Raw genomic sequence first — 26228 nt, 5'->3', positions numbered from 1 at the left:
CGCTGGCATTAAAACGGCGCTTTCACTTAACGTTGGCGATTTTTACGTCAGATTAGGTAATATTTCATCACCCTGTGTCATCTTTTAAGCGTATCCTGCCGTGTGCTTCTACACTACCTCCGTACAGCTTCTTTCAGCTACAGAGGTTCTATGCGCACACTTGTTCTGCTTATCATCATGACCGGAGTGGGGTGGATGAGTTTGCCATGGTTAAAACAGCACCTTCCTGCGCAATTTAATCCCTTTACGCCACTCTCTGTAACGGATCCGCCGGGCTGGATGACGCGATTAAAACTCAAAAGACTGCAAACTGATCCCGCCGCCTGTCTTGACGTGATGCAGCGTGCACAGCAGGCCGGCGTTGTACATTTCAGTCAACGGCCGGCGGTGACAGGGGCCTGCCCGTTGTCCAGCCCCCTCAGGCTGCAAAATTTTGGGCCCGTCTCGCTCAGCAGCAGTTTCCTCGCCAGTTGCCCAATGGCCGTTGCGGCTACAATGTACGTGGCTTACAGCCGCGAGCAAATGTTACATCTGTCTGGCAGTGATCTGACCCGAATTGAACATGTCGGAAGTTATGCCTGCCGCAACATCTACCATCAGGCCACCGGACGGCTGAGTGAACATGCCAGCGCGGATGCCTGGGATATTACCGCCTACCAGCTTGCTAACGGCGAGCGGTTGGTGCCAGGAAAAAACTGGCAACAACCTGGCCAGAAATCACTATTACTTCATGCATTATGGCGATCGGGTTGTAACTTTTTTGGTAATGCGCTTGGGCCTGATTATAATCGCGCGCATGCTACACATTTTCATCTGGGCATGCGGGGGGCGGGTTATTGCAGGTGAGATTAACCTTTACTTTCACCGTAAAACTGTGTCGTGGGTTTAATATTATTTTCTTCTGTTCTGCTTTTTTACCGTTTTAAAAAGGGTGTCACATCGGCTTATTTTTTCTCATGGCGTCAGTGTTATTTAAATCATTCACCCGGTGTTATCACCGTTCATTGCCTGCTAAATGACCAAATTGAGAGAGGATACTGCGTTTTTATTACCTGACTGGGTGAATATGCCGTTTTAACAGGGCGATAAATTTGAGTTATCTGTACATAAATAAAGGAGGATGACAGTATCGTTAAATAATTATTTTTCTCTTTTCAGATGCGTTATTTATTAAATACGTTATCTGTACAAGTCCGCACCAGGCCAAAATGACAGCGGCCACAGGTCTGCGCCATCCGCCAGGCGTCTTGCCTGTAAAGACGGGCAGTGCCATTATGCTGGCCAGTCAACAGGCCTTGTACGGCCGTCTGCCCAACGACGCAGAGCCATAAGCCATCTTTTGTAGGACCAAAAGATCCGGGTAAAACGCGTACCAGAAAAGGGGGGCTTTCCCTGCCTGACTGCAGAAAACATGCGGCGATTATTGCCTGAAAAAGACATCGTATTTTACAAGATATGATCTGCGTTTTTTTTCAGCATAATACGTTGCCGGGCGCAACTTATCGAGTGATATTTGTTGATCATGGCTATGTTAAATGATTGAAAAAATATAAGAAAAATCTTATTATTTCCTCTGTTGCACTCGCCTGAGTTATCCCGAAGCGTTTGCTTACCCTGTATTTTTATCCTTTTCTCTGCAAGTCGTTGTCGCCAGAATGAAAATAATGCTTTTTATGAAGTTGCAACAAAGAGTAAGTTAATTACATAACGTGTTAATCAGAAATACCCGGCAAGTTGTTGAATTTGAGGCAATATGATAGGTGAAGATTATTTTTCCTGGCGTGAAAATGTTGAACAGCACTTTCAGGTATTAACGGCAGCTCCGCAATTAAAGGGGCTTTTACAGGATTATATCCAGTCACTGGGCTTCGATTTTTTCGCTTTTTTTATCCAGCATCGCGTTCCTTTTACGCGTCCGCGAGTTTATTTGCATGATACTTACCCCGAAGCGTGGATTAAACGTTATAAGGAACGGAATTATTATGCCATTGACCCCGTGTTGCAGCGCTGCCTGCGTGCTGGAAAGGGGGTCGAATGGACACCTGAACTCTTTTGCTCGGCGAAGGAAATGTGGCAAGACGCGGGTAATTTTGGGCTGCTGAGCGGATTTTCTTGTTCTGCAATGGCGTCAAATCGAGCCGTTGGTATATTATCTATAGGTTCGCATCGTCCCTTTATTACTGACTGTCGGCAAGTGGAGCTGGAGGTAAAGTTGCACTTCCTCGCCGAGCAAAGCTTGTGCTTACTTGAACGCCTCAATGATGAAGCGCTGATGGTTCAGGGAAATGATTTCAGCCAGCGTGAGCTGGAAATTTTGAAATGGACCGCAGAGGGAAAAACCTCTCAGGAAATTTCACTTATTTTGTCGATTTCTGAACACACCGTAAATTTTTACCAAAAAAATATGAAAAAACGTTTTAATGTTTCCAATAAAACGCAGATTGCCTGCTATGCCGCAGCAATTGGTGTGATTTAAAAGAAAAGCAACTGCCAACTTTAGTAGTTCCTTACCTGAAGGGACTTCTCTACCCTGCGCGGGTGCGCTTTTGGCAGGCGCATAGAAATCATTGCAAACATGGGGATGTCAGAGGCGCATGATGAAAATAGTTCAAACGCAGTTAAAGGATATGCCATCCTCTTTGCTTGCCGAACTTGGCAGCTACCGTTACAGCGTGTTTGCGCGGGGTGAAGGCTGGTCGATTCCACCGCGTCTGAGTACACCAGGGCAAGAATATGACCGGTATGACCGCTCTGATGTGACCTGGTTAATCGCCTGGAGCGTGCGAAGCGGCATTAGCGGCTGCGCCCGCCTGATGCCCTGGACGGAACCCGAGCAAACGGAAGGCATTGTTTTGCCGTTCGATCATGAAAAGGTCTGGGAAATGTCCCGCTTCTCTGCACGACTGGAAGTGGATCCTGAGCTACCGCTCAATATTCTGTGGCATGCGGTACAGCTGGCGGAGCTGAACGGCATTGAATGCATTATCAGTTCGGCTACGCCGATGCTGGAAAAAATGTTTGAAGAACATCAGGTCGTCTATGAACCTCTGACGCCGGGTTTAATTCTGTCAGAGGATAATCTCTTTGCCATCCGTATCCCCGTCAGTCAACCTGCGCTGGCAGAGAAATACCGCGGTACGCGGCGTTTCAGCCCGGAAGAGGTGCTGCCTTCACTCGGCGTGTCCGTTAACTGGCATTCGAACGGTTAGCGCGCTGCCCCCGGGCGGGGGCAGCACAAGCCATTACTGGCGATAAGCCGCTTTGATTTGTTTAATGGTGTTACTGAACACGTCTGCCTGCGGCTTTTCGCCCAGTGTTTTCACATAACGTTCCATATTAATGATTACTTTTCCGGCATCAGCCTGGCCCATCCCTTTCAGGATCAAAGTAATCATCATCTTAAGGCAAGCCACTTCATCAGATAATTTTTGCGTTTCCTGCGAGGTAGCGAAATCTTCATCGCTCATGAATTTCTCCTTGGTGATTAACATCGTCTCTACAATCTTTACGCGCAGCAATCGGTGAGTATATCACACGAAAGACCACTTGCTGTTAGCGTGGGCAACGCAGGCTGTTTAACTATGTCAGTTCAGTCATATTAATTAATCACGGATGTGAATAGTAGCTGACGAGAGCGTCGCAGTTTGGTAAAAATCTCATAAATACAATATCGTCTGATTGTTGTAACTGTTTGATAAAACATTTTTTTTACATTATGCAGGCTGTCAGGTCTGTTCCTGCAGGCGTAAACAAGAACAGAGCCAGGTTGCATGAAGATAAAACACTGACGCGATCTGACCTGCCACTTTGTATCTGTGCTTTTAATGCAAAAACAGGTATGATTGCCGCTTGCAATCGTTAAATGCTACCTCTTTATTAGCTGCGGAGTGCTTCGCGTTGATCACTGTCCTTCTTGTCGATGACCATGAACTGGTACGTGCCGGCATCCGCCGTATTCTTGAAGATATCAAAGGTCTGGTGATCGCTGGCGAAGCGTGTTGTGGCGAAGATGCAGTTAAGTGGTGTCGGGCTAATCAGGTTGACGTCATCTTAATGGACATGAATATGCCGGGTATCGGTGGGCTGGAAGCCACGCGCAAAATCGTGCGCTACAACCCGGATATCAAAATTATTATGCTGACGATTCACACTGAAAACCCGCTGCCTGCCAAAGTGATGCAGGCCGGTGCGGCAGGTTATCTGAGTAAAGGTGCCGCGCCGCAGGAAGTGGTGAACGCGATTCGTTCGGTTAAGGCCGGCCAACGCTACATTGCCTCGGACATTGCTCAGCAAATGGCGTTAAGCCAGATTGAGCCGCAAAAAGCCGAATCTCCCTTCAGCTGTTTGTCGGAAAGGGAATTGCAGATTATGCTGATGATCACCAAAGGACAAAAGGTGACGGAAATTTCCGAGCAGCTGAATCTCAGTCCTAAAACCGTTAACAGCTACCGCTACAGAATGTTCAGTAAGCTGAATATCAGTGGCGACGTAGAGTTAACGCATCTGGCCATCAGACATGGCCTGTTCAATGCGGAGCCGTTAATCAGTAGTGAGTGACCTCTTTAATCCCAAAAATTTTCTCAGTACGGTCACCAGCGAGCCAGGTGTTTACCGGATGTACGATCTGTCCGGAACGGTTATCTATGTCGGCAAAGCGAAAGATCTGAAAAAGCGACTGACAAGCTACTTTCGCACCCAGGTGGGTAGCCGAAAAACCGAAGCGCTGGTAAGTAACATCCATCACATTGATGTCACCGTAACCCACACTGAAACCGAAGCGTTGTTGCTTGAGCATAATTACATCAAGCTTTATCAACCGCGCTATAACGTTCTGTTGCGTGACGATAAATCCTACCCCTACATTTTTCTGAGTGGCGACACACATCCGCGTCTGGCAATGCACCGGGGCGCTAAGCACGCCAAAGGGGAGTATTTCGGTCCGTTTCCTAATGGTTATGCGGTAAGAGAAACGCTGGCGTTGCTGCAAAAGGTCTTTCCGATACGGCAATGTGAAAACAGCGTTTACCGCAACCGTACGCGCCCCTGTTTGCAGTACCAGATTGGCCGCTGTCTTGGCCCTTGCGTGGCAGGGTTGGTCAGTGAGGAGGAATACGCCCAGCAGACAGATTACGTCAGACTGTTTTTAGCGGGCAAAGACGATCAGGTGCTGAATCTGCTGGTGACGCGCATGGAAGAGGCCAGTCAGTCGCTGCGCTTCGAAGACGCGGCCCGACTGCGCGATCAGATTCAGGCCGTCAGACGCATTACCGAGAAGCAGTTTGTCTCTAATCAGGGCGACGATCTGGATGTGATTGGCGTTGCCTATGACGCCGGAATGGCGTGTTTGCACGTCCTGTTTATCCGCCAGGGGAAAGTACTGGGAAGCCGAAGCTATTTTCCCAAAGTGCCCGCGGATACGGACCTGGCTGAAGTCGTCCAGACCTTCGTCGGACAGTTCTATTTGCAGGGCAGCGAAATGCGCACCTTGCCGAGCGAGATTTTACTCGATTTCACTTTGCCCGAACGTGAGTTGCTAGCAGACTCATTGACAGAATTAGCCGGTCGACGGGTAAACATTCAAAGTAAACCCCGCGGCGATCGCGCGCGTTACCTCAAGCTGGCTCGGACCAATGCCGGTTCGGCATTAAAAACGCGTCTGTCGCAGCATTCCACGATTCATCAGCGCCTCACCGCGTTGGCCGAATTTCTCAAACTGGAGAAGATTGGCCGCATGGAGTGTTTTGACATCAGTCATACCATGGGTGAACAAACCATCGCTTCCTGCGTCGTGTTTGATCAAAACGGCCCGCTTCGCGCTGACTACCGCCGTTATAACATTACCGGCATCACACCCGGCGATGACTATGCGGCTATGAATCAGGTGCTACGCCGCCGTTATGGCAAAGCGATTGAGGAAGAAAAAATTCCCGATGTGATCCTGATAGATGGGGGCAAAGGTCAGCTGGCACAGGCAAAACAGGTGTTTGCAGAGCTGGACGTGCCCTGGGATAAATCCCGCCCCATTTTGCTGGGCGTTGCAAAGGGCACCGATCGTAAAGCCGGTCTGGAAACCTTATTTTTCGAGCCAGAAGGCGAGGGCGTTTCTCTGTCACCCGATGCGCCAGCGCTTCATGTCATTCAGCATATTCGTGATGACGCTCACAATCATGCAATTTCAGGGCACCGTAAAAAACGGGCCAAAGTCAAAAACACCAGCGCACTGGAAAGTATCGAGGGCGTGGGACCAAAACGGCGACAGCAGTTGCTCAAGTACATGGGCGGCCTGCAACCGTTGATGAATGCGTCGGTCGAGGAGATCGCCAATGTGCCCGGTATATCGCATGCGCTGGCGGAAAAAATCTACTACTCGTTGAAACACTAGCATTGAAACAGGGGGGGCAATGTAGGAACATACGTTAAACACCACCCAATCCAGACAGTTACCAGCATATGCAATTTAACATTCCGACCTGTCTTACCCTGTTTCGCGTCGTTCTTATTCCGTTCTTTGTGCTGGCTTTCTATCTGCCTTTCCACTGGGCGCCTTTTGTTACCGCGTTGATTTTCGTTGTTGCCGCCGTGACCGACTGGTTCGATGGCTTCCTGGCTCGCCGCTGGAAGCAGACAACCCGCTTTGGTGCGTTTCTCGATCCGGTGGCGGATAAGGTGATGGTGGCCATTGCTTTGGTACTGGTTGCGGAATATTTCCATGCCTGGTGGATCACGCTGCCCGCTGCCACGATGATCGCCCGTGAAATTATTATTTCAGCCCTGCGCGAGTGGATGGCAGAGATAGGCAAACGGAGCAGCGTTGCGGTTTCCTGGATCGGTAAAGTAAAAACCACCGCGCAGATGTTTTCGCTTTTTGCTCTGCTGTGGCGTCCGGACAGTATGGTGGTCGGTGTTGGCGTGGTCGCGCTGTACATTGCTGCGGTGCTGACGTTCTGGTCCATGTTCCAGTATTTAAGCGCTGCCAGAGGCGATTTGCTCGAACCGTGATCGATGCGATTCAAAAAGCAGCAAACGGACGCAATGTGGGGATAATTTTATTGACTCACCGCGTCATCTCAGTAGAATGCATCGCATCGAACGGCAGCACAGCTGCAGAAGCTAAGAAAAATCAGTAAGTTCGATAAAGCGTAGTAAAGTCTGACCCTTCAGCAGTGAGTTATCTGAACGGTAGGATGATGCGGGAATAGCTCAGTTGGTAGAGCACGACCTTGCCAAGGTCGGGGTCGCGAGTTCGAGTCTCGTTTCCCGCTCCAAATTCGCAGGCCAGGCAATCCTGGCGGCAAATCGGTTTTAGGCGCGTTGGCAGAGTGGCTATGCAGCGGATTGCAAATCCGTGTACCTCGGTTCGACTCCGGGACGCGCCTCCAGTTATACCTCGCCCGGGTGGTGAAATCGGTAGACACAAGGGATTTAAAATCCCTCGATCGTAAGGTCGTGCGGGTTCAAGTCCCGCCCCGGGCACCATATTGAAACACCAATAAAATCAAGCCGTAGCAATGTCGTTTAAGCCGCCTCTTTGGGCGGTTTTTTGTTATCTTGCATGCTTTCCTAAAATACTTTCCTAATATATCACTTCGTTTTCTGACCTCCGACAACCGGAACTACCATGATCTTCCTGTTGTAGCGCGCTGTTTGCTTCACGTCTTTGTGCCCAGATATTTCCTGTTTGGTGTAAATGTTGCCTTCGAGATCCGATATCCCTTTTGCTTTCAAATCATGAAATGTGAAATCAAAATCCATATCAGGATATGCAGCTTTAGCCTGTTGTTTCGCTTTAAGCCATCGGCTGTTGAAACCGTCCCTTGTATACTTTGCTCCAGACGGCTGGTGAATAACAAAGATACTGCTCATACCCGATTTGAGGGGGAGGTTAGCAGCCTGATCAATAACGCCCTTCAATCTGGGCGACCACCCCTTTATCTGAGTTACCGATGTTTTACTTTGCTTTATAAGAATTCCCTCGTCGATTATCTGGCTCTTTTTGAGTTCAAGTATGTCCGCTTGCCGTGCACAACAGAGATAAGCTAATTCCATTGCAATTTTGACCACATCAGGAGCAACACTGTGGAGCCTGGAATATTCAGAATCGGTGACATAACGGTCACGCGCCTGCTCCTTGAACTGCTTTACGCCTTTAGTCGGATTATGTTTCACCAATCCCCGTTCATACCCCCACCTAAAAACCCTAGACATAAAAGCTTTCTCACGGTTAGCCTGAGTCCGGCTTTTCAAACCGCGCTTGTCCATATACTTCCTTACATGCTCCGGTTTTATTGCATCTGATGGCATATCGCCAAATACGCTTAGAACCTTCACCGAGTACTTTCTGTAGTCCTTCTGCGTTTCAGCAGCCAGCTCAAAGAAATCAGGTGACTTAAAAAATCTTTCAGCTAACGACTTGTAGGTTTTTATGTCAGGAGTTTCATTTATCAATGCCTCATAACTTGCCCAAACTATAGACTGAGGGCTGTCAAGATTGCACAGACGCATAGCGCCACCATTTTTGGGGTGGAACTCGTAAGCAGACTTGCCCCGGTATACACGCGGTGACCTGCCCCCAGTATTAGATACAACCTTCAGTTAGTAATGTCGGTGGGTTTTTCTTCATGTTTCCCGTTTCGCCAGCCTGCTGCAAATTCAGATGGCGTCTGATAATTAAGCGATGAATGAGGTCTGGACTCGTTATAGTCCTGCTGGCTTTCTGGCTCAATACGACTGAGAAGGCTCAACTTTAAGGACCGGATGCATGATCAAATCAACAGTAAAAAAATGTATTAAATCGCGTTAACATTCCCCTATGTCAACGAATGGATTTCGTCTCATGCTCAAGATGCGAATGGTTTACGATGATGAGTCCCGAAAAAGCGGGAAAGGGGTGTTGATTGTTTATGGAATTGGCCAGTTCCCGGTGCTCAGTGGCCGTAAACAGCACATTAACGATCCTAACTGTGAATACCTGGCTGACGAGGGATCAATCCCTTTAGGCCGATACTGGATTGTTGATGCGCCGCAGGGCGGCATTTACACACAAGCCAGACGGGCTTTCCTCGATTTTCTGCATAACACCAATCACTCAGAGTGGTTCGGACTCTATAACACCAAGACTATGAATGACTACACCTACGTGAATGGTGTGAAGCGTACCGGTTTTCGACTGCATCCCTTGCGTCCGGATGGGAGCGGTGAATCATGGGGATGCATTACGCTGTTCAGGGTCAGTGATTTCGAACAGATAAGACAAGCTCTGCTGCGAACAAGTAAAATAAAAGTGCCAGGCTCACGAAGTGGGTTAATGGCTTATGGTTATGTAGACGTGATGGGCAAAGCTGATTATGCAAAATGCGTTAATTAAGAAGATCGGCATTAGTATTTTTTCGCTGGTCGTAGCTGTACTTCTAATCAAGTACATTACGCCATTAAACAACCTTATTTTTTCATTTGGTTCATGGCTTTTCTTTAAACTTGGTCCGGGCGGTCTGGGTTGGGTTGGTAGTGACTACGAGTGGGGAGAAGATCCTGTTACATTCTTCGTAGCTCTGCTATCAGTTCTTATCCTTGGATGGCTGATATCAAGGGTTTTCAGGCGTTTCGTGATCAAAAAATGACGATTTATAGCCGGTGCAATAATGTAAAATACGGTAATTTTAATAAGTTTTTAAATGCTGTAGTCGATAACCTCAATACATTATCGGAGGGAACTATATGCCTTTTAAGCTTAAAGTTGTTGTTTGGATAGTTGGTGGTATTTTAGGGGTATACATCCCGACCTCTATGCTTGGCCTAACCTTGCATAATGGCATGTTTACCAAACAAATAATTAATTGCGATTTGGATGTAGTGAACTCTCTGACCGCGCTATCAAATGACAACGAACATTTGATTCAGGGAAGCGACTTTGAAAGAATTGGGACTAATTTAAAGTCTTGCGTGAAGCATTTAGACTATAACAAAGGCATGGTTAGTTTCTTGCGTGAAGAGCACGCAAGATACCGTAATGATATGGCTTCACTCAGGTAATATATACCTCTTTATCATTAGTGGCGCTAACACTTGCAATTTTAATTCATAACCTGCTAGTGCTGGTTTTGTTCATTTGTTGGGCATCGTAGTTAGTATTGATTTGACTTTAATGAAGAGGGCAACGGCATGAAATTGGTAGTAGGTTTGTTTTTTTTGCTGATGGTTCCTTTTGCAAGTGCTTCTCAAAATAAATATTATTGTGAAATATTTAAAGGATCTGAAGACTCATCTGGCAAGCAGACTCTTGGACCATCATTGGGCCAAGCTGCAATAATTGACGATGGCAACAAATTCTTCATATATGTAAATGAAAAAATTCAACTGCAAAGCCCTAAGCTAAAAAAAGAAAAAGATACGCAAATAGGGGTTAGCAATGATGGCTTCTACTATGTTAAAGGTAAAGGATATTATCTGGTTGCTCACGATAAAGATGGCTTTTTATTCGATAACTGTAAAATTCAGAAATAGCGATGAGATAATTTTATGCTCAAGTTGGTGTTGGCATTATTTATTATAAGTCTGAGCGCTGGCGCTGAGGCAAATGTTGCCTTAAAAAAAGGTCAAAACGTTAACATTACAGATGGTGGTTGGGTGTGCAGGTCTATGGAGAAAGCAATTGCCTCCAGAATAATTGGGCCCTTCGAAAAAGCAAAAGAAAGTGATGCTATCTACCAGCTTAATAATGGTTCATGTATTGACTACTCAATCCGCCCGTTAAAAGTGCTTGGTTATGAGGACTACCTCATACCTGGTTATCCCGAGAAAGGTAAACTCTTTGTTTCTGTACGTGAACCCCGATCAGGTGAAGTTTGGTATGCCTTCATCGGTTACCTGTAACCGACTAAATAAATGAATTCTTAGAAGACCCAGCTGATGCTGGGTTTTTTTATGCCTGTAAAACGAGGTATCTATGGATGTTCAGGCTTACCGCGTAGCCGTGCGTCTTGCTCTTGAAGACCAGCTCACTCGTCAGATGATGCAGGTTGCAAGAGATGCCATTGAGCTGAATAAAAAGTTCGTTGAGATGGCGAAAAACATAAAGGCTGTTACCAGCGCCGCAAAAGAAGCTACCTCTGCCATTCGCTCTATGAACAGAGCATTAAAAAACCAGTTTTCCAGCGCAGCGAAAGGCGCTAACGATTATGCCAGCGCTATGCGAACGGCTGCTGAGCATGCAACGCGCGCAAGCAACGCAACTCAAAACCTGCCAGTTCTGGCCGGTGGCTATGGTGCAGCAATTGCAATCCCCGCCTTAGCTGCAGGTGCAGCAGCGTCAAGAGGTGGCGGCGGTGGCTACAGTAATCCGGGGGGAATGCTGGCACTGCCTTCTCCTTCTGGCCCCGGTGCAAGCGCTGGTTGGAAAGGGTGGAATAACGGTGTTCCTCCTGGTGGGTGGGGAGGCGGATCGGGTGGTGGTAGAAATGGCCGGGATTTTGGTCGTAGCTCGCATTCTGATGGCATGACCAATCTGGCTACAGGCTACCTGGGGTTTAAGGTGCTGGATGGATTCGTTGATGAGGCAGCCAAATATCAGACCATGACCGAGAAGTTTAATCAGTACGGCATGGGTGAGGATGCCCGTAAGGATGCCGAGAACTTTGTACAAACGACTAAAGTTCGCGGCACATCCACTACCGATATGCTCAAATATTTCACTGAGGCGCAGGGTGTATTTCGTGAATCGGGAGCAGCGACGCTCGATGAGCAACTCAAGGCCGCTAAAATGGCCGCACCGGTACTTGCCCGAATCAATTTCGCTTCTCAGGGGTTAGACGAGCACTCAAAGGAGATGACCAACGCTAAGCAGATGGACATGCTGCGATTTGTTGAGACAGCAGGCGGTCTGAAAAGCCCGCAGCGCTTCAATGAATTAATGGACGCGGGTTTTAAAGCGATCCAGTCATCAGGTGGTAACGTTGATTTCACGCAGTACCGCCAGTTTATGGCTAAAGCCGGTACATCTGCCTTCAACCTTAGCAATAAAGCACTGTTTGCCGAGCTTGAGCCCATCATCGGTGAGTTGAAAGGTAGCTCAGCGGGTGATGCCCTTATGACCTCTTACAACCGCCTGAACGGTATCGTTAAGCTGCCTAATCAGGTTACTCATGACCTGATGAAAATGGGCGTGTGGGATGCCAGCAAAATTGAACTGAACAGCATGGGAGGTGTAAAGCGTTTCAAAGGCAACCCACTGATCAATTCGCAGCTTTTCAGTCAGTCGCCGGTTGAGTTTTACGAGAAGATGATCCTGCCCATCTACCGTAAAAATAATTACACGGAAGACCAGATACAGCGTGAGAACGCCCTTATATTTGGCCGCACCGGCGGCAAGATGTTCAACCTCATCGATAAACAGTTAGCCACAATTCATCACTCCATCGAATCCTATGATAAAGCCAGAGGGCTAAATCCTGCCTACGATGCGGTTGGCGGGACCTATAACGGCAAGAAGATCGATTTTCAGAAAAAGTGGGAAAACCTGCAACTGGTCATGGGCAAGGAAGGCGGTCTGCTGGACACTTTTACAAAAGGTCTGGAGGGGCTGACAAACACGATGCAGAGAATGACCGAGATTGCGCAAAGGAATCCTGAGCTGACAAAGTTTGTTGCCCATGCTGCACTCGCTGTGACGGGGCTTGCTGCGCTGAGCGGTGGATTCTGGTTATTTAAACACGCTGCGGGTGCTTTGTTATCTCCTGTCAGGATTTTGTCCGGCCCTGGTGGGTTGCCAAAACTGGGAAGCGCGTTGGGCGCATTCCAGAACACGGTGATGCTGGCGGCGGAGTATGCGATTGCCAGTTCGGGAGTGGAAATTTACCGTCGTATAAAGGCAATGGCTGAAGGAAAGGCATATGACCAGATAGTTTCTCAGTCGGGTGAAATGTCGGAACGCGATCGCCTGATGCGTGAAAATGCTAAGGCGAACGGGGTTAATTATGTTCCATGGACGCCGACCCAGGCGGATTTTGACAACCAGCGCGAAAGGACTGCTTCGTATAGAAAAAACGGGACCTATCCTGCCATCCCGCCCGTTATGGCCAATAAGGCAGATCAGCCGGTTAACCTGCTGATGACGCATGAAGGCCGTCAGGTACTGGTTGCGACAGTAATAAATGGCCTGGGTAAAAATCTGACCAAAGCTCCAGCCGGTCCAAGCGCCTTTGACTCGTCGAATCTCATGGTCCATCCCGGACAGGTGAGCAAGCTCTCAACTCAGTAACGGAGTATTTATGTCGTTTACAAGCGCCCTGAATAACTTCGCGCAGGGGGTAGACCCGACCGTCACACGTCTGGTTCTCGGTGATTTCGAATTTCTTGATTTCGAAGTCCCTGAGCGCCTGGCGCTGCCTGGTCGTCAAAAAACAGTGCTTCACCAGATGGTGGGCGGGAAGCGCGTCATCGATGTGCTGGGTGTGGAATATGACCCGCTTACATGGTCCGGTGTTTTTACAGGCTCTCAGGCCGGGGATCGGGTGAAAGCGCTGGAACGTATGCGCGACGCCGGTAAAGAGCTCACGCTCACGCTTGACGACTACAGCTTTACTGTTGTCATTACCAGTTTTGTGCCGGTCTACGAATTCATCTACCGAAGGTCATACACGATTGAAGTGGCGATCGTTGCCAGTAACGCTTCTCCGCTGAGAGTGGATGCACTGACCGGCGCGCTTCAGGGGCTGCTGGACAGTGATATCGGCCAGGCGCTGGGGCTGTCTGATGTTATTGACGTATCAACGGTTACAACTGCTGTCACAAAGGTGCAGAGTGCTGTGAAGCAGGTTAATGACTTTGCACACGCGACTCTTGAGCAGGTTCAGTCGGTTGTCAGGCCAGTCATTGCAGCGCAGGTGACTGTACAGCAGCAGATTACGCAGCTCGAGTCCGCGGCTAACGACATAACATCGCTAGGTGGCCTTGTTCCGGGGAACCCGATATCAAAGACGGTAAGCAATCTGCTAAGCCAGGCGGACCACAGCACGCGCATCCCGGCACTTTACAGCCTTCAGAACGTACTGGGACGGCTCAATAAAAACGTAAGTTCCGGCCAGACGGCGGACGGTATACGCAGCGTGACGCTGTCGGGTGGAAACCTGTATCAGGTTGCATCAGACCAGTATGGAGATGCATCCCTGTGGAGCAGCATTGCCTCTGCTAACGGCCTGACCGATCCGCAACTCACCGGCATCAACACGCTGACTATTCCCTCTAATCCGACGAGTTAGCTATGGACGTGAACAACCCGATAGTGGAGTCCAGCGCCCGCCTAATCAGCGGGCGTTGTCGTTTAAACGGTACTGAGGTTCCGTTTGTATCGTTCAGCGTGGAGGATAACCGGTTTCGGGGCGCATCCACCTTTGACCTGACGCTGGCTGTATCGGCGCTACCGGACGATATGCAGTTGCTTAACTGGTGGGCTGTCCAGACAATCGTCAGGGTTGAGCTTTACGCTTCAGTCATCACCCGGTCTGGTACCGATGAGAAGCGTCTCATCACCGGCAATATCGATAACTGGCATTACGATCCTGCCCGTTTTGAAATCACGGCAGATGGTCGTGATTTTGTCGGTCTGCTTATTGATGCAAAGTCTGCCGGAGAAAGCTTCAAGAATTATACCAGTTCGCAGATTGCCACCCTGCTGGCACAGCGCCATGGGCTAAACCCGGTGGTTACGCCAACAAAACAGCGGTTTGGTGAATTTTATCAGATTGACTCCGCGCACCTGACCGGTGAGCAGACAGAATGGGATTTGCTTACCACGCTTGCGAGCATTGAAAATTTTCAGGTGTATGTGGACGGTGACAACCTGCATTTTGAACCGATCACGGAGACGGAAAAAGCTGATAACTACGTTATTCGCTGGCAGCGGCCCGGAACATTGACCTATCCGCAGTGTAATACTTCTGATGACCTGTCATTTTCACGCGCGCTCACGATTTCAAAGGGTATTACGGTGGAGGTGCTGAGCTGGAATGCAAAACGGAAAAATAAGCAGTTTGTCGCCTCCTACCCCAAATATGCCAAAGGCACCACGCCGGGAAACGCCACGGCGAAAACACAGGTTTACCGCATTATCCGTAACGGCCTTACTCCTGAAGCGGCGAGCGCCCTGGCGCAGACCATTTACCGTCAGGTGGTTGAGCATGAGATGAAATTTTCCGGATCCACAGCGGGTGACAATCTCCTTACGCCGCAGACCCGTGTACGTATTGAGGGTACCAAAAGCCCTTTTGACCAGCTTTACTGGTGCGACAGCGTGAGGCGAACCCTGAGCTGGGAAAACGGCTACACGATGAGCATTAACGGAAAGAATCACAGCCCGGCGCTGGAGGTCACACAGTGAGAGTATTTCTGAATGCAATGGCCGCCACCGCACAGCAGACAAATGCGGGCGTCAGCGGGACGAGGCAGGGCGTGATTACGGCATATGATCCGGCATCTTATGCCGTGAAGGTCCAGTTGCAGCCAACAGGCGAGGAAACGGGCTGGATCCCACTCAGCACGCCATGGGCCGGAAACGGCTGGGGAATGGCTGCCGGACCGGCAATAGGGGCTGTCGTTGAAGTCGAGTTTGATTCCGGCCTGATGGGGGCGGGGATGGCGGCTGGCCAGTTTTACAATGACATTGACCGCTGTCCGGGGCCTCCGTCAGGTGAATTCTGGCTCGTCCACGTATCAGGCTCGGTTCTGAAGTTTCTTAACAGCGGGGATGTGCTAATCCGTTCAGCCACTAAGCTGATTTACGACGCACCTGCTCACCACTTTACCGGCGGCGACGTTTTCATAGACGGGAATCTGTCGGTAGTCGGTGATATCAGCGACAACAACGGCATTCACGGAACTGTTCAGCAGATCCGAACGACCTATAACGGCCACACCCACCACGAGAACGGCCAGGGCAGTAACACCAGCCTGCCAAATCAGAAACTTACCTAAAGCGGTGAATCATGTACGACATCCATCACTACGTCGGCGGTGACCTCAGCACGTCGCCCGCGGGCGATCTGCGTCCTGTATCCGATTCAGAACGGGGTAAGCAGCGCATTCTACGCCGCCTTATGACCAATCCCGGGGATTATGTGTTTCACCCTGACTACGGGGCCGGACTGGGCCGGAAGATTGGGGAAAACGTTAACCCGGGGGAGTGGAAAGCGCTCATTACTGGACAGATGCTGCTTGAGGATTCCGTCGCGGTGAGTCCTCCGCCATCGGTATCGCTCGGACTTATTGACGGAGGAGTAAGCGTTTCTATTCAGTACACAGACGCCACAACCGGCACTCCGGAAACACTCAGCTTTGACGTAACGAGGTAATAACGTGGCATCACTTAATGTTAAATCGTTTTCTACCCTGGTCAGTGATCAGGTTGCTGCGATGCAGGCGCGGGCAGCAGGCTTGGTTGATTTGGCAATAGGCAGTATCCTGCGCGCTATTGCAGAATCAAACGCTGGCGTGACGATGTGGATTCAGCAGCTTATAGTGAATCTTCTGGTGACCACCCGCGCAGCGACCTGCTCAGGCGCCGATCTGGACAGCTGGATGGCAGACTTCAGCTTTCCGCGACTGTCAGCGGTTCAGGCTGTCGGGATGGTAACGTTCAGCCGGTTCACTGCGGCCAGTCAGGCACTAATCCCGACCGGTTCGCAGGTGACCACAACAGACGGCACGCAGGCATACTCCGTTATTGCCGACACGGTTAACCCAGCATATGATCCTGTTCAGGCGGGGTATGTGATAAAAGCGGGTGTCAGCTCCCTGGTGGTGCCGGTTCAGGCAAACACAGCAGGCCTGGCGGGCAATGCCCAGGCGGGTACGGTCACAGTTATTGCAGGCTCAATCCAGTATTTGGACACGGTTTCAAACAGCACAACATTTGCCAGCGGCAAGGATGCAGAAAGTGACAGTGACTACCGGGCCAGGTTCGTGTTGTGGATAGCATCGCTGTCCAAAGCGACGAAAGCGGCAATTGGCTACGCACTGAGCAGCATGCAAAGTGGTGTCACATATACACTGACCGAAAATTATGCCTATAACGGTACGCCGCAGCCGGGGTATTTTTATGCAGTTGTCGATGACGGAAGCGGCGCGCCTGACAGTACTTTTCTGGGGCAGGCCTATGCTGCCATTGACACCGTTCGTGGATTCACCGTGACGTTTGGCGTTTTCCCGCCGGCAATGCTGACTGCAAACGTCGCACTGACAGTCACCACAGACCCGTCAGCAAATCATTCAACGATTGTTGCAATGGTCCAGTCATCCATACAGAAATATATTGCCAGCCTGTCTCTGGGGCAGTTACTGGCTTATACGCAACTGGTGAAGGTGGCCTATGCTGCAAGCCCGCTTGTAACTAATGTCACATCACTTACGCTGAATTCAGGAACCTCCGACCTTGCGGCCTCTGCCCAGCAGGTTATTCGGGCCGGAACGGTACAGGTGAGCTAAATGGCAACCGGCGATCAAAATGATATTTATACGCGCCTGAGAGGACTGCTGCCACCAACGTGGTTTAGAGACAGCAGTCCCTTTCTTGATGGCGTATTGACGGCGTGCGCGAAAGCACTTTCATGGTGCTATTCGCTTTACATTTATGCCCGGCTGCAGACGCGAATATCCACGGCCACTGGCGGCTGGCTTGATATTGTGGCCTATGACTTTTTTGGCAACAGTCTACAGCGCCCTGCCGGTATGTCAGACGACCTGTTTCGCAATCAAATTAAAATTAACATGCTGCGCTCAAGAGGAACGCGCCAGGCCATAACCGATATTCTGGTGGAGTTAACCGGCAATGTGCCAAAAATATTTGAACCGCTTCGTCCGCTTGACACGGGATCATACGGCGGACCGATGATCGGCTACGGCATAGCAGGGGGATATGGCTCAGTGATGATCCCCTATCAGGCATTTGTCATTGCTTACCGGCCAAAGGGAACGGGCATACCTTACATAGCGGGGTATGAGTCCACACCATCAGGCTACAGCGTTGCTTCCCGTGGGCAATATGTTTCACAGGAAATGGTTACCGGAAAAGTCACGGATGCGCAGGTCTACGAAGCCGTAGCGGCAGTGAAAATGGAAGGGTCAATCGTATGGGTGAAACTCCAGTAACGCTTCAGTTCAGATAATCACCGTCAACCGGGCCACCTAAATGCAGGTGGCTTTTTTTATGGGAACAGAAATGGATCGCCAAATTGTTTATCCGGGTTCTATCCCGCTCGAAACAGACCTGCTCAACACCAACAAATACGCCATGATGGGCATGGCGAAACTGGCCGCTGCTATGATGGGCTCTAACACCTATCTGCATGGTCTGGCTTGTACGCCATCATCACCGGCTTCTATGGTTGTAAACATTGCCAAAGGGCAGATTTACAGCCTTCAAAATGTGGACGGTACCGCTTATTCGTCACTGCCTGCTGATACCACTAATACAATTCTGAAGCAGGGGGCCATACTTACTCCCACAACTTTTACTCTGGCTGCGCCTGTCACTGTCGGACAGAGCATTAACTACCTGATCCAGGTTACATACAGCGACATTGATTCAGGTGCAACGGTTTTGCCTTACTACAATGCAGCGAACCCCTCAGTAGCTTACAGCGGTCCCAATAACTCCGGCACCGCTCAGAATACAGTCCGTTCAGGTATATGTGCTGTTTCTCTGAAATCGGGCGTAGCTGCCACCACAGGCACACAGACTACGCCAGCAGCTGATACTGGCTATACCGCTGCCTGGGTCATAACGGTCCCTCAGGGTGCAACAACGATTACTGCGGCAAACATCGCTGTCGCTGCAAACGCGCCGTTCCTTCCTGCTGCGGGCGTGTTTTCAGCTATCCAGCAGGGGACTATGACCTATGCAATTGATACCGGCGCAGCAAATGCTTATGTAGCATCTTATCTGCCAAATCTTCCGGCGCTCACTGATGGAATGCGGCTGACATTTAAAGCCAGGGCAGCTAATACCGGCAATTCCACGCTGGCTGTTAATGGAAGCGCCGCTTTTCCACTGTATTCTAATGCGCATCAGGCATTACAGGGTGGCGAAATTATTGCCAACGGACTAATTGAAGCTGAATGGAACAGTTCTCTCAGTGCATGGGTAATGTGTGGGAACAGCGGAGGAGCGCTACCGGTCTCAGCAGCCTCGCAATCAAATCATGCAGTAAATCTGGGTGAGCTAAATTCGGCTATTGCAGCGCTCGGTAGCATTTACCAGCCGCTTAATCAGAATCTAATCGCTCTGGCAGGGTTGGCTTCCGCTACTGACACGCTACCTTATTTCTTCGGTCAGAATAAAGCCGCACTTGCGCCATTTACGTCGTTCGGACGCGACGTAGTAGGACAAAACAGCACAGCGGATTTGTTTAAATATCTTGGCATCGGGTCCGCCGCAAACAAGAACGCGGGCAACGGCAGCGGTCAGCTACCGGATATGTCGTTTTTCGACAGCAACTTTGGCTTTAATGGATACCAGAAACTCCCGTCCGGACTGATTATTCAGTGGGGCAGCGCACCGGCCACAATCGGCACGCTGAGTACAAAAGCCTACCCGATACAGTTTCCCAATGCAGCGTTGCATGTGGTGCTGACGCACAACGTTGCCAACGACGCGAACGGCATAGGCATCAGCGGCGCTGACGTGAGTTCGTCAAATACGAGCCAGTTCACGTATAAGCCGCAGGGTATCCAGATCAGCGGTAATTCTGTCAGTGCGGCCTCAGCTGGTTCAGGCGCGATTACTTTTCACTTTCTGGCAATAGGATACTGATATGGGGAATATGTTTTTTAGCGCCAGCCGCATGGCATTCTGCCCGGAAGACATGAAGTCTGACTATGAGAAGGGAGTGGGCTGGCCACAGGATGCGGTAGAGGTGACGGATGATGCGTGGCATGAATTTATATCGGTGCCGCCCGAGGGAAAAATTCTCGGTTCAACGGGTGAGGGAATGCCCTGCTGGGTTGATAAGCCTGCGCCCACGCAGGAAGAAATCCTGGCCCAGGCTGCGAATGACAAGCTGGTAAAAATCTCTCAGGCCAATGACTTCATGAATACACGTCAGTGGCCCGGCAAGGCCGCGTTAGGGCGTCTGAAAGGGGATGACCTGGCGGCCTATAACAAGTGGCTGGATTACCTCGATGCGGTGAACGGAGTAGACGTCTCAAAAGCACCAATTATTACCTGGCCTCAAAAACCAGCATAAAAAAGACTGGTGACCGGGCAATGACTCAACCGTTCCTTTCTGAGCAGGATTACGGGGTGGTTGACTAAGTTATAGTCAGCCACCCTAGCTTTTGTTCTTTTATTTAGCTTAAGTAATTTTCTTACGATGGATATGAGCTTTTTAAAAGCAGCAAAAAATATCAATGTTTAAACGAGGAGCACCAAAAGCAACGCAGTGAAAGTCACGGTATTAGATTCACTTTCATATGTGTCGGTTGTAAGGCCGCGAAAGTGAGAGTACGACCAGTCAACAATCGCCTGAGTTAGCGAGTTCAAGGGCATCTTATATGATGAAAGCCAGAAAGCTAATGCGAAGCACACAATAAATAAGGCGGTATTTTTGGACGGCATGAAATTTTTGAAAGCCATAGTAAACCTGTGATTAATTTCTGACCTTAACTCGCAATTCAAATGGTTTGTGGAAAATTTCATCATTTAATAAATCCAATTTTGCGCTCATTTTTTTATAAAGTCTTTTTTTTCCTGCAGCATGCTTATCTTTCTCTGCTGGTGTGTCTGAATGAACCCAAGCGTTAACTAATGCATCAATAATTCTCGCTTTATGCCATAAATATAAAAAGTGTGGAGCCCTTTTTAATGCGAAGCTATCATCAATCCTTAAAGCCCTTGCTCTAATTAGTTCTTTTCTATATTGGTCATAGAGATCTTGAAATTCGTTCCATTTTTTGAGGAAATTTTCTCTCTTAGCTCGGTAATCTGGATAGTTTTCGAATAACTGAAGAGAATAGTTTGAAAATTGGACGGCCTCATCGTAAAGCTTTAATTCCAGATCTAAAATTTTATCTGCTTGTTTAAATTGAATGTCATTGAGCTTTTCTTTACTCCATTCTCGATATTTTTTGGCGGCTAAATATGCAATGTAAATCTGTGATATGAGAGTGGTAGAGGCTATGGTAGGAATTGCGATTAGCTCAAATTTATCATGAAGAATATTACTCCAAATAATAAAATATAATGTGCTCAATACAAACCCTAATGCTGTAAAGAAAACTTTATATTCAGAGGGTATTTTATTATTCAATTTTTATTTTTTCCTTAAAGTGAAGATTCTAAGCTGAAGAAATTCTAATGATACACATTACTCAAACGTTTCTCTACAGTCTTGCAAGCATCAAAAACCATAAAAAACGCCTGAAATTACTTAGCCTTTACAAATTTCACAATCGCAGCGGCTTGATCAACTATGTAGTTTAGTATTACTGTAATTATATACAGTATTTCTTGGAGGGTAGAATAATGCCCCGTGACTACGAAATCATGATTGCCTTTCGCCAAGCCATTAAGCGCGACAGTGAAGGCCGCTACACACTCAGCACTTTGGACTTTGTACGCGAACTTGATGGCCTCAACTGGCATTACACGCTTCGCGCCGCTAACAAGTGGATAGAGACTCACACAACAACCTTCCGCGATATCTCAACTTCTGAAGGCGAGGAACGTGTGTTTCAGGTTTTCAACCCTAATGGTGGCTTCTGATGTTCGCCCTGGTTGACGTTAATTCGTTCTATGCCAGTTGCGAAACGATATTCAGGCCAGATTTACGAGGGAAGCCGGTTGTCGTTCTGAGTAACAATGACGGCTGCGTAATAGCCCGTTCTGCCGAAGCCAAGAAATTGCAGATACCTATGGGGGCACCTTACTTCAAGCTGAAGGATGAGTTCAGACGTCATGGTGTGCAGGTTTTCAGTTCCAATTATGCGCTCTACGCCGATATGAGTAATCGCGTCATGACGACACTGGAGGACATGTGCCCGGCTGTAGAGATTTATTCAATTGATGAGGCGTTCATGTGCCTGGATGGCATGCAGCGCCTGACATCACTTGAAGATTTAGGGCGAAAGGTGCGCGCCAGAGTTAAACAGGAAACTCACCTGACAGTTGGCGTTGGCATTGCGCAAACCAAAACGCTGGCAAAGCTGGCCAACCATGCGGCCAAAAAATGGACCAAGACAGGCGGTGTCCTCGATCTTTCGAATATCGACCGCCAGAAAAAATTACTCGCTCTGGTGCCGGTGGAGGACGTATGGGGCATTGGCCGGCGCATCAGTAAAAAACTTAATGCTATGGGTATCACTACTGCTAAAGACCTCGCTGAGCAGAGCACATACATCATCCGAAAACACTTCAACGTCGTGCTTGAGCGTACCGTCAGGGAGCTTCGTGGCGAGCCCTGTTTAGAGCTGGAAGAATTTGCACCGACCAAACAGCAGATAGTATGCTCACGTTCATTTGGATCGCGTATCACCGAATACATGGATATGCGTCAGGCCGTCTGCGCTTTTGCAGAACGCGCTGCTGAAAAGCTTAGGAAGGAAAGGCAGTACTGCAAACAGATAGCTGTATTTGTGCGAACCAGCCCGCACGCAGAGGGAGAAGTGTTTTATGGCAATCAGGCCGCTGGAAAGTTAATGACACCTTCTAACGATACCCGCGACATTATCCGGGTGGCTATGGACTCTCTGGATCAGATATGGCTCGACGGTCATCGTTATATGAAAGCAGGTGTCATGCTGGGCGACTTTTTTAGCCAGGGAGTATCTCAGCTCAACCTTTTTGATGAATACCGCCCGCAGCCCAATAGCGAAGCTTTAATGCGTGTTGTTGATGGGCTCAACCAGAGCGGCAAGGCCAATTTATTTTTTGCGGGGCAGGGGATTGAGAAGTCCTGGGCAATGAAGCGTGAGATGCTTTCACCTGCTTACACAACCAGTTTTTCAGATCTGCCCACGGTAAAATGAATGCTGACAAAAATTGAAAAAAAGTACCATAGATTTATTTATGTGAGTTTGCCGTAATGATGCTAATCTATAAGGGTTTATATTAATTATAATGAGAGGGACTTGTGGTAAATCAAATCAAACATTCTCAGTACATTGATCTGATCAATTTGCTTGAAGATTTGGGAGCAAGCCCCGAAAGATGTCAATCTTTCTTCTCTGTAGCGTTGAAGTTACCTGACTTGCAAGACCTAGAACTGGATTACGCTTTTGATATTATTAAATCATATGCTTTAGAAAATGGTATTGATTTGAAAGATTATTTGTTTAGTAATTATATGAGCTACAATGATTTTTATATTAGGTTATACTCAAGAATTGAAAAAGAAATTTTAAAAAATTACATTAGCCATAATTCTTACCTTGAGTCCAAAAAAATTAGATTATGATGCTAAGTGGTTGATATACATACAAAGTTTGTCCGATCGCTTGCAGCTCTTAGTGTTTAACTTTATGATATGCAAGCTTTTTTCGCGAAATTAACAAGCTGCTTTATCGGGCTAATTTTAACCGATTATTTTTCCGGTATCAGAACATTAAAATTTTCGCCCTCTAAAATCCAACGACACAGTACTAATTTTTTTTAGAATTTTCCGTGGCGACTTCACCAATAACTTTATTTTTTCTAAGACGAGGGACTTTTGGGGGGATTTTTTTGTTGATTTCTTCAAGATTTCTCTTGCTTAAAAGATTACGTTTTATAAAGTTTTCTATGCAACTAAATAAAGAAGTAAATTCATCCCTACTGGGAGCCCACCCCCTGTGCGCAGCTGCATTACCTACGCTAGCAACAGTCAAAAGGAGATGAGCTTCTGTATCACCTATAAATCCTTCGTCCTTCAAAGCAGCAACTTTCTCATGAAGTGACAATCCAGGATGGATAGAGAGCACTTCCGCTGTTCTTTCAAATGCAGTTCTTAAACCTATAGAAGCAAGAGTGATTAATTCTTTATTTTCAGCCTCTATAATTTGCTTAACAATTTCAGATAGCTGAAGATCAATTTTTCCTAGCTTCCAAACCCAATCAGGATAGGACACTTCAGCTATAATGGAGGGGAATACTTGAACACGTTGATTAAGGAACATGATATCTTCTCCATCGACACGATCAAAATCCCAGTCTTCTGAATTTTCAGAAGTTATATGAAGAAAAACAGTTTCACATCCTCGACATTCTAATAGCATAAAAAGATTGCTTCCATAAGCCCTCCCATCTTCAAAGTCCCAATTTTTTAAAACCTGCCCATATATTTTGCACTTTCTTATTCCATCGCAATTTGGACATAAAGCATCAATTATTTTTTTTTGACTAAGTTGCATACTTCACGACCTCAAATTGTTCATAATTAGTGCCAAAATGATACCATAAGTAATTGATAATAAGAGGGAGTAATTCTAAGTATTATTATGAAATTCCCATTCAAGTTAATGATTTTATGAGAGATAAATACTGATTTAAAATCCCTCGATCGTAAGGTCGTGCGGGTTCAAGTCCCGCCCCGGGCACCATATTGAAACACCAATAAAATCAAGTTGTAGCAATGTCGTTTAAGCCGCCTCTTTGGGCGGTTTTTTGTTTTTATAAGCCCTTCCTGCTATGTCATTTCTGATTCTCGTCTCCGGCTCCTGTTAAACCCCTTTCTCCCTTTGCCGTTTGTCTCCTCCTGTGCTGACCTGACGCTGTTTTTTATAACATGCCACGTCTGGCAATCCAGCAATCCAGCAAAGGCATCAAGATGACGTCTGCACGATGAGTGGAAACAAGCCCGGTAGACTGAGAAAGAGACACTTTACGGGTACAGGCAGCATGATATCGATTACCGAAAGCGCTCGTCCTGAATGTGGGTGACAGTAGCAAAACCAGTAACAGTTTTGACTATGCTCTCTATCCCCGTTTTGACAGATATGACGGTGACAGACGGCATTATCTGGTATTTTCGCCTTTGGCTACGGGCAGTCCTGTCACGCATCATTGCCGTTTCTCAATCAAAACGGGATTGATTACCTTTGATCAATACATTCATGGCCAAAATAAACGCGAGGAAAAGGGGGCAGATCGAAAAGGCTGCGGATTTTAAGCGGCTCAATCCGTTCATTAAAAAAGCCTGCGTTACACAGGCAGAAATCGTTACAAGGGAAAATCCAGTTGTCAGCATGCGCTGACCCGGCAAGCATACAGTGAATGGGGTTTTTAGATACAAGTGAATAACTTTTGATCAGTAAAAGGCACGATGTGTATGTTGCAGGCATAAAAAAGCCCACTCGGATGTGGGCATAGCAAAATTGGCTATTAATGTAAGGTTCTAACAATTACTTCCTTACTATCGGCAATCCCGCGCCAGGCTTTAGCCGCCGTAAAAAATAAACCTTTTATATTGCCGACAGCCTTCGGTGCGAAAGGCGGGCAACGTGCTCTGTTCTTATCCCGTTGACTGACTTTTACAACATGTCGCTATTCGGTTTTGCAAGATTGATCGTGCTGGCAGAAGCGGCAGAGTCAGATTCAGACCAGGTGTCCCTGAGACTTAATGGTGCCGTTAAGCGCTTATCCGTCGTTTGAGCAATGGCAGTGTGTTCCCTGACAATCAACATAAAAATGGCGTGGAGATGTTTTGGCAGGCGTTAAACGATATGTTCTTACGGTCGGATACGACTTTTTTCCCGCGCGGCGGGGTTACTGTGGCGGACAGGCTGAGGCCAGCAGGTTACCTTTCTTCTCTGTGTACTAATCTTGTCTGCAGTCATTTCATTATTCAGAGAAGGGCAAGCCGTGCCGGGAAACAAAGCAGAAATCACTGTGGGTTCAGATCATATCATCATCGCTCGACGTTACCGCGCTCTTGGCGCGCTCAACGATCTCTTTATCGCAGTATGGTTCCTGACGGGCAGCATCCTGTTTTTCTTCGACTCGCTGATGACAGGTGGAACATGGTTATTTGTCGTGGGGAGCCTTCAGTTATTACTTCGCCCGGCAATCACCCTGGCAGAACTGGTACACGTAAAGCGCATCGATCAACATCCACAAAAACCTCAGTAGTCCTTTACCCCTGTATCACGGACAGCTAAACGCATTCAGCCTGCCTGATATATGAACGACTCAGGCAGGCTAAATGAAAGGTGAGGCGATTTCAGGAGATCACCAGGTGCGGGCGGGCGGTGGTGGCGGTTGCTGCCCGGTT

26 protein-coding genes, 3 tRNA genes and 1 pseudogene are annotated in these 26228 nt (G+C 48.1%); 25 read left to right on the top strand and 5 right to left on the bottom strand.

All coding sequences use genetic code 11. The features are described from left to right. The first annotated feature begins 150 nt into the window (after window positions 1–150). The 3 genes from RAC90_RS05380 to RAC90_RS05370 all read left to right on the top strand — a co-directional run bounded on the left by RAC90_RS05380 (window position 151) and on the right by RAC90_RS05370 (window position 3209). Window positions 151–846: an extensin family protein gene (locus RAC90_RS05380; RefSeq protein WP_054687934.1), complete on the top strand. Its 696-nt coding sequence runs from the start codon at window positions 151–153 to the stop codon at window positions 844–846. A gap of 907 nt (window positions 847–1753) precedes the next feature. Further along, a complete protein-coding gene (sdiA, locus tag RAC90_RS05375; RefSeq protein WP_054634200.1) occupies window positions 1754–2476 on the top strand; it encodes a transcriptional regulator SdiA in 723 nt (240 codons plus the stop codon). Between the two features lie 121 nt (window positions 2477–2597). Beyond that, window positions 2598–3209 carry an acyl-homoserine-lactone synthase gene (locus tag RAC90_RS05370; protein ID WP_006118772.1) on the top strand — a complete coding sequence of 204 codons (612 nt, stop codon included), beginning with the start codon at window positions 2598–2600 and terminating at the stop codon, window positions 3207–3209. 33 nt (window positions 3210–3242) lie between these two features. Here the strand turns inward: RAC90_RS05370 and RAC90_RS05365 are convergent, their stop codons facing one another. Further along, entirely contained in the window at window positions 3243–3467 is a 225-nt protein-coding gene (locus tag RAC90_RS05365; protein WP_006118773.1) for a DUF2594 family protein, read from the bottom strand. 430 nt (window positions 3468–3897) lie between these two features. Here RAC90_RS05365 and uvrY point away from each other — a divergent pair, with 430 nt between their 5' ends. From uvrY to RAC90_RS05335, 6 genes are all read left to right on the top strand, one after another. Then, complete coding sequence (gene uvrY / locus RAC90_RS05360) at window positions 3898–4557, top strand: UvrY/SirA/GacA family response regulator transcription factor (RefSeq protein ID WP_006118774.1); 660 nt, start codon at window positions 3898–3900, stop codon at window positions 4555–4557. After that, window positions 4550–6382, top strand: a complete 1833-nt coding sequence (gene uvrC, locus RAC90_RS05355) for an excinuclease ABC subunit UvrC (protein ID WP_033737591.1) — start codon at window positions 4550–4552, stop codon at window positions 6380–6382. Before uvrY ends, uvrC begins: the two co-directional genes overlap by 8 nt. Before the next feature lie 68 nt (window positions 6383–6450). Further along, the gene (gene pgsA, locus RAC90_RS05350; protein ID WP_006118776.1) at window positions 6451–6999 is read left to right on the top strand and encodes a CDP-diacylglycerol--glycerol-3-phosphate 3-phosphatidyltransferase; all 549 of its coding nucleotides are present in this window, start codon (window positions 6451–6453) and stop codon (window positions 6997–6999) included. 190 nt (window positions 7000–7189) lie between these two features. Further along, window positions 7190–7265 (top strand) — tRNA-Gly (locus RAC90_RS05345). A gap of 40 nt (window positions 7266–7305) precedes the next feature. Further along, a tRNA-Cys gene (locus tag RAC90_RS05340) sits at window positions 7306–7379 on the top strand. Between the two features lie 10 nt (window positions 7380–7389). After that, window positions 7390–7476 (top strand) — tRNA-Leu (locus tag RAC90_RS05335). 105 nt (window positions 7477–7581) lie between these two features. On the opposite strand, the gene RAC90_RS05330 is transcribed toward RAC90_RS05335, so the two are convergent. Both RAC90_RS05330 and RAC90_RS05325 read right to left on the bottom strand, forming a co-directional pair. Then, on the bottom strand, window positions 7582–8502 hold the full coding sequence (locus RAC90_RS05330) for a tyrosine-type recombinase/integrase (protein ID WP_375124078.1): 921 nt from the start codon (window positions 8500–8502) through the stop codon (window positions 7582–7584). A gap of 86 nt (window positions 8503–8588) precedes the next feature. Beyond that, window positions 8589–8708: pseudogene (locus RAC90_RS05325) on the bottom strand (integrase core domain-containing protein); the annotation flags it as partial. A gap of 125 nt (window positions 8709–8833) precedes the next feature. Here RAC90_RS05325 and RAC90_RS05320 point away from each other — a divergent pair. The 12 genes from RAC90_RS05320 (at window position 8834) to RAC90_RS05265 (ending at window position 20231) form a co-directional block, all read left to right on the top strand. After that, window positions 8834–9364, top strand: coding sequence for a DUF2778 domain-containing protein (locus RAC90_RS05320; protein ID WP_375124077.1), 531 nt, complete (start codon window positions 8834–8836; stop codon window positions 9362–9364). Between the two features lie 350 nt (window positions 9365–9714). Further along, entirely contained in the window at window positions 9715–10029 is a 315-nt protein-coding gene (locus RAC90_RS05315; protein WP_375124076.1) for a hypothetical protein, read from the top strand. A 129-nt stretch (window positions 10030–10158) separates the two neighbouring features. Further along, a complete protein-coding gene (locus tag RAC90_RS05310; RefSeq protein WP_375124075.1) occupies window positions 10159–10500 on the top strand; it encodes a hypothetical protein in 342 nt (113 codons plus the stop codon). A gap of 15 nt (window positions 10501–10515) precedes the next feature. Then, entirely contained in the window at window positions 10516–10869 is a 354-nt protein-coding gene (locus tag RAC90_RS05305) for a hypothetical protein (RefSeq protein ID WP_375124074.1), read from the top strand. A 73-nt stretch (window positions 10870–10942) separates the two neighbouring features. After that, window positions 10943–13252, top strand: coding sequence for a hypothetical protein (locus tag RAC90_RS05300; protein WP_375124073.1), 2310 nt, complete (start codon window positions 10943–10945; stop codon window positions 13250–13252). A 10-nt stretch (window positions 13253–13262) separates the two neighbouring features. After that, on the top strand, window positions 13263–14252 hold the full coding sequence (locus tag RAC90_RS05295; protein WP_375124072.1) for a hypothetical protein: 990 nt from the start codon (window positions 13263–13265) through the stop codon (window positions 14250–14252). 2 nt (window positions 14253–14254) lie between these two features. After that, window positions 14255–15370, top strand: coding sequence for a phage late control D family protein (locus RAC90_RS05290; RefSeq protein WP_375124071.1), 1116 nt, complete (start codon window positions 14255–14257; stop codon window positions 15368–15370). Beyond that, window positions 15367–15963: a phage baseplate assembly protein V gene (locus RAC90_RS05285; protein WP_375124070.1), complete on the top strand. Its 597-nt coding sequence runs from the start codon at window positions 15367–15369 to the stop codon at window positions 15961–15963. The genes RAC90_RS05290 and RAC90_RS05285 overlap by 4 nt, the downstream gene beginning before the upstream one ends. Before the next feature lie 381 nt (window positions 15964–16344). Continuing rightward, window positions 16345–17472, top strand: coding sequence for a baseplate J/gp47 family protein (locus tag RAC90_RS05280; RefSeq protein ID WP_375124069.1), 1128 nt, complete (start codon window positions 16345–16347; stop codon window positions 17470–17472). After that, a complete protein-coding gene (locus RAC90_RS05275; RefSeq protein ID WP_375124068.1) occupies window positions 17473–18135 on the top strand; it encodes a hypothetical protein in 663 nt (220 codons plus the stop codon). A 40-nt stretch (window positions 18136–18175) separates the two neighbouring features. Continuing rightward, the gene (locus RAC90_RS05270) at window positions 18176–19798 is read left to right on the top strand and encodes a phage tail protein (RefSeq protein ID WP_375124067.1); all 1623 of its coding nucleotides are present in this window, start codon (window positions 18176–18178) and stop codon (window positions 19796–19798) included. Between the two features lies 1 nt (window position 19799). Next, entirely contained in the window at window positions 19800–20231 is a 432-nt protein-coding gene (locus RAC90_RS05265) for a tail fiber assembly protein (RefSeq protein ID WP_375124066.1), read from the top strand. Window positions 20232–20633: 402 nt separating this feature from the next. Here RAC90_RS05265 and RAC90_RS05260 read toward each other — a convergent pair whose 3' ends face one another. Further along, on the bottom strand, window positions 20634–21293 hold the full coding sequence (locus RAC90_RS05260; protein WP_375124065.1) for a hypothetical protein: 660 nt from the start codon (window positions 21291–21293) through the stop codon (window positions 20634–20636). A 215-nt stretch (window positions 21294–21508) separates the two neighbouring features. Here RAC90_RS05260 and RAC90_RS05255 point away from each other — a divergent pair, with 215 nt between their 5' ends. The 3 genes from RAC90_RS05255 to RAC90_RS05245 all read left to right on the top strand — a co-directional run bounded on the left by RAC90_RS05255 (window position 21509) and on the right by RAC90_RS05245 (window position 23438). Beyond that, window positions 21509–21748: a hypothetical protein gene (locus RAC90_RS05255; protein WP_042676668.1), complete on the top strand. Its 240-nt coding sequence runs from the start codon at window positions 21509–21511 to the stop codon at window positions 21746–21748. After that, entirely contained in the window at window positions 21748–23010 is a 1263-nt protein-coding gene (gene umuC / locus RAC90_RS05250; protein ID WP_375124064.1) for a translesion error-prone DNA polymerase V subunit UmuC, read from the top strand. The genes RAC90_RS05255 and umuC overlap by 1 nt, the downstream gene beginning before the upstream one ends. Window positions 23011–23114: 104 nt before the next feature. Beyond that, a complete protein-coding gene (locus tag RAC90_RS05245; protein WP_375124063.1) occupies window positions 23115–23438 on the top strand; it encodes a hypothetical protein in 324 nt (107 codons plus the stop codon). Between the two features lie 184 nt (window positions 23439–23622). On the opposite strand, the gene RAC90_RS05240 is transcribed toward RAC90_RS05245, so the two are convergent. Beyond that, the gene (locus RAC90_RS05240; protein ID WP_375124062.1) at window positions 23623–24369 is read right to left on the bottom strand and encodes a DUF4145 domain-containing protein; all 747 of its coding nucleotides are present in this window, start codon (window positions 24367–24369) and stop codon (window positions 23623–23625) included. Between the two features lie 1477 nt (window positions 24370–25846). On the opposite strand from RAC90_RS05240, the gene RAC90_RS05235 reads away from it, so the two are divergent. Next, the gene (locus RAC90_RS05235; RefSeq protein WP_237166121.1) at window positions 25847–26086 is read left to right on the top strand and encodes a YrhK family protein; all 240 of its coding nucleotides are present in this window, start codon (window positions 25847–25849) and stop codon (window positions 26084–26086) included. The last annotated feature ends 142 nt before the right edge of the window (window positions 26087–26228 follow it).

Origin of the sequence: Pantoea sp. CS_6, from assembly GCF_041954745.1 — a bacterium.
Taxonomy (GTDB): domain Bacteria; phylum Pseudomonadota; class Gammaproteobacteria; order Enterobacterales; family Enterobacteriaceae; genus Pantoea; species Pantoea stewartii.
The sequence above is the reverse complement of the archived record's forward strand: the minus strand, read 5'-3'. Positions and strand labels throughout refer to the sequence as shown.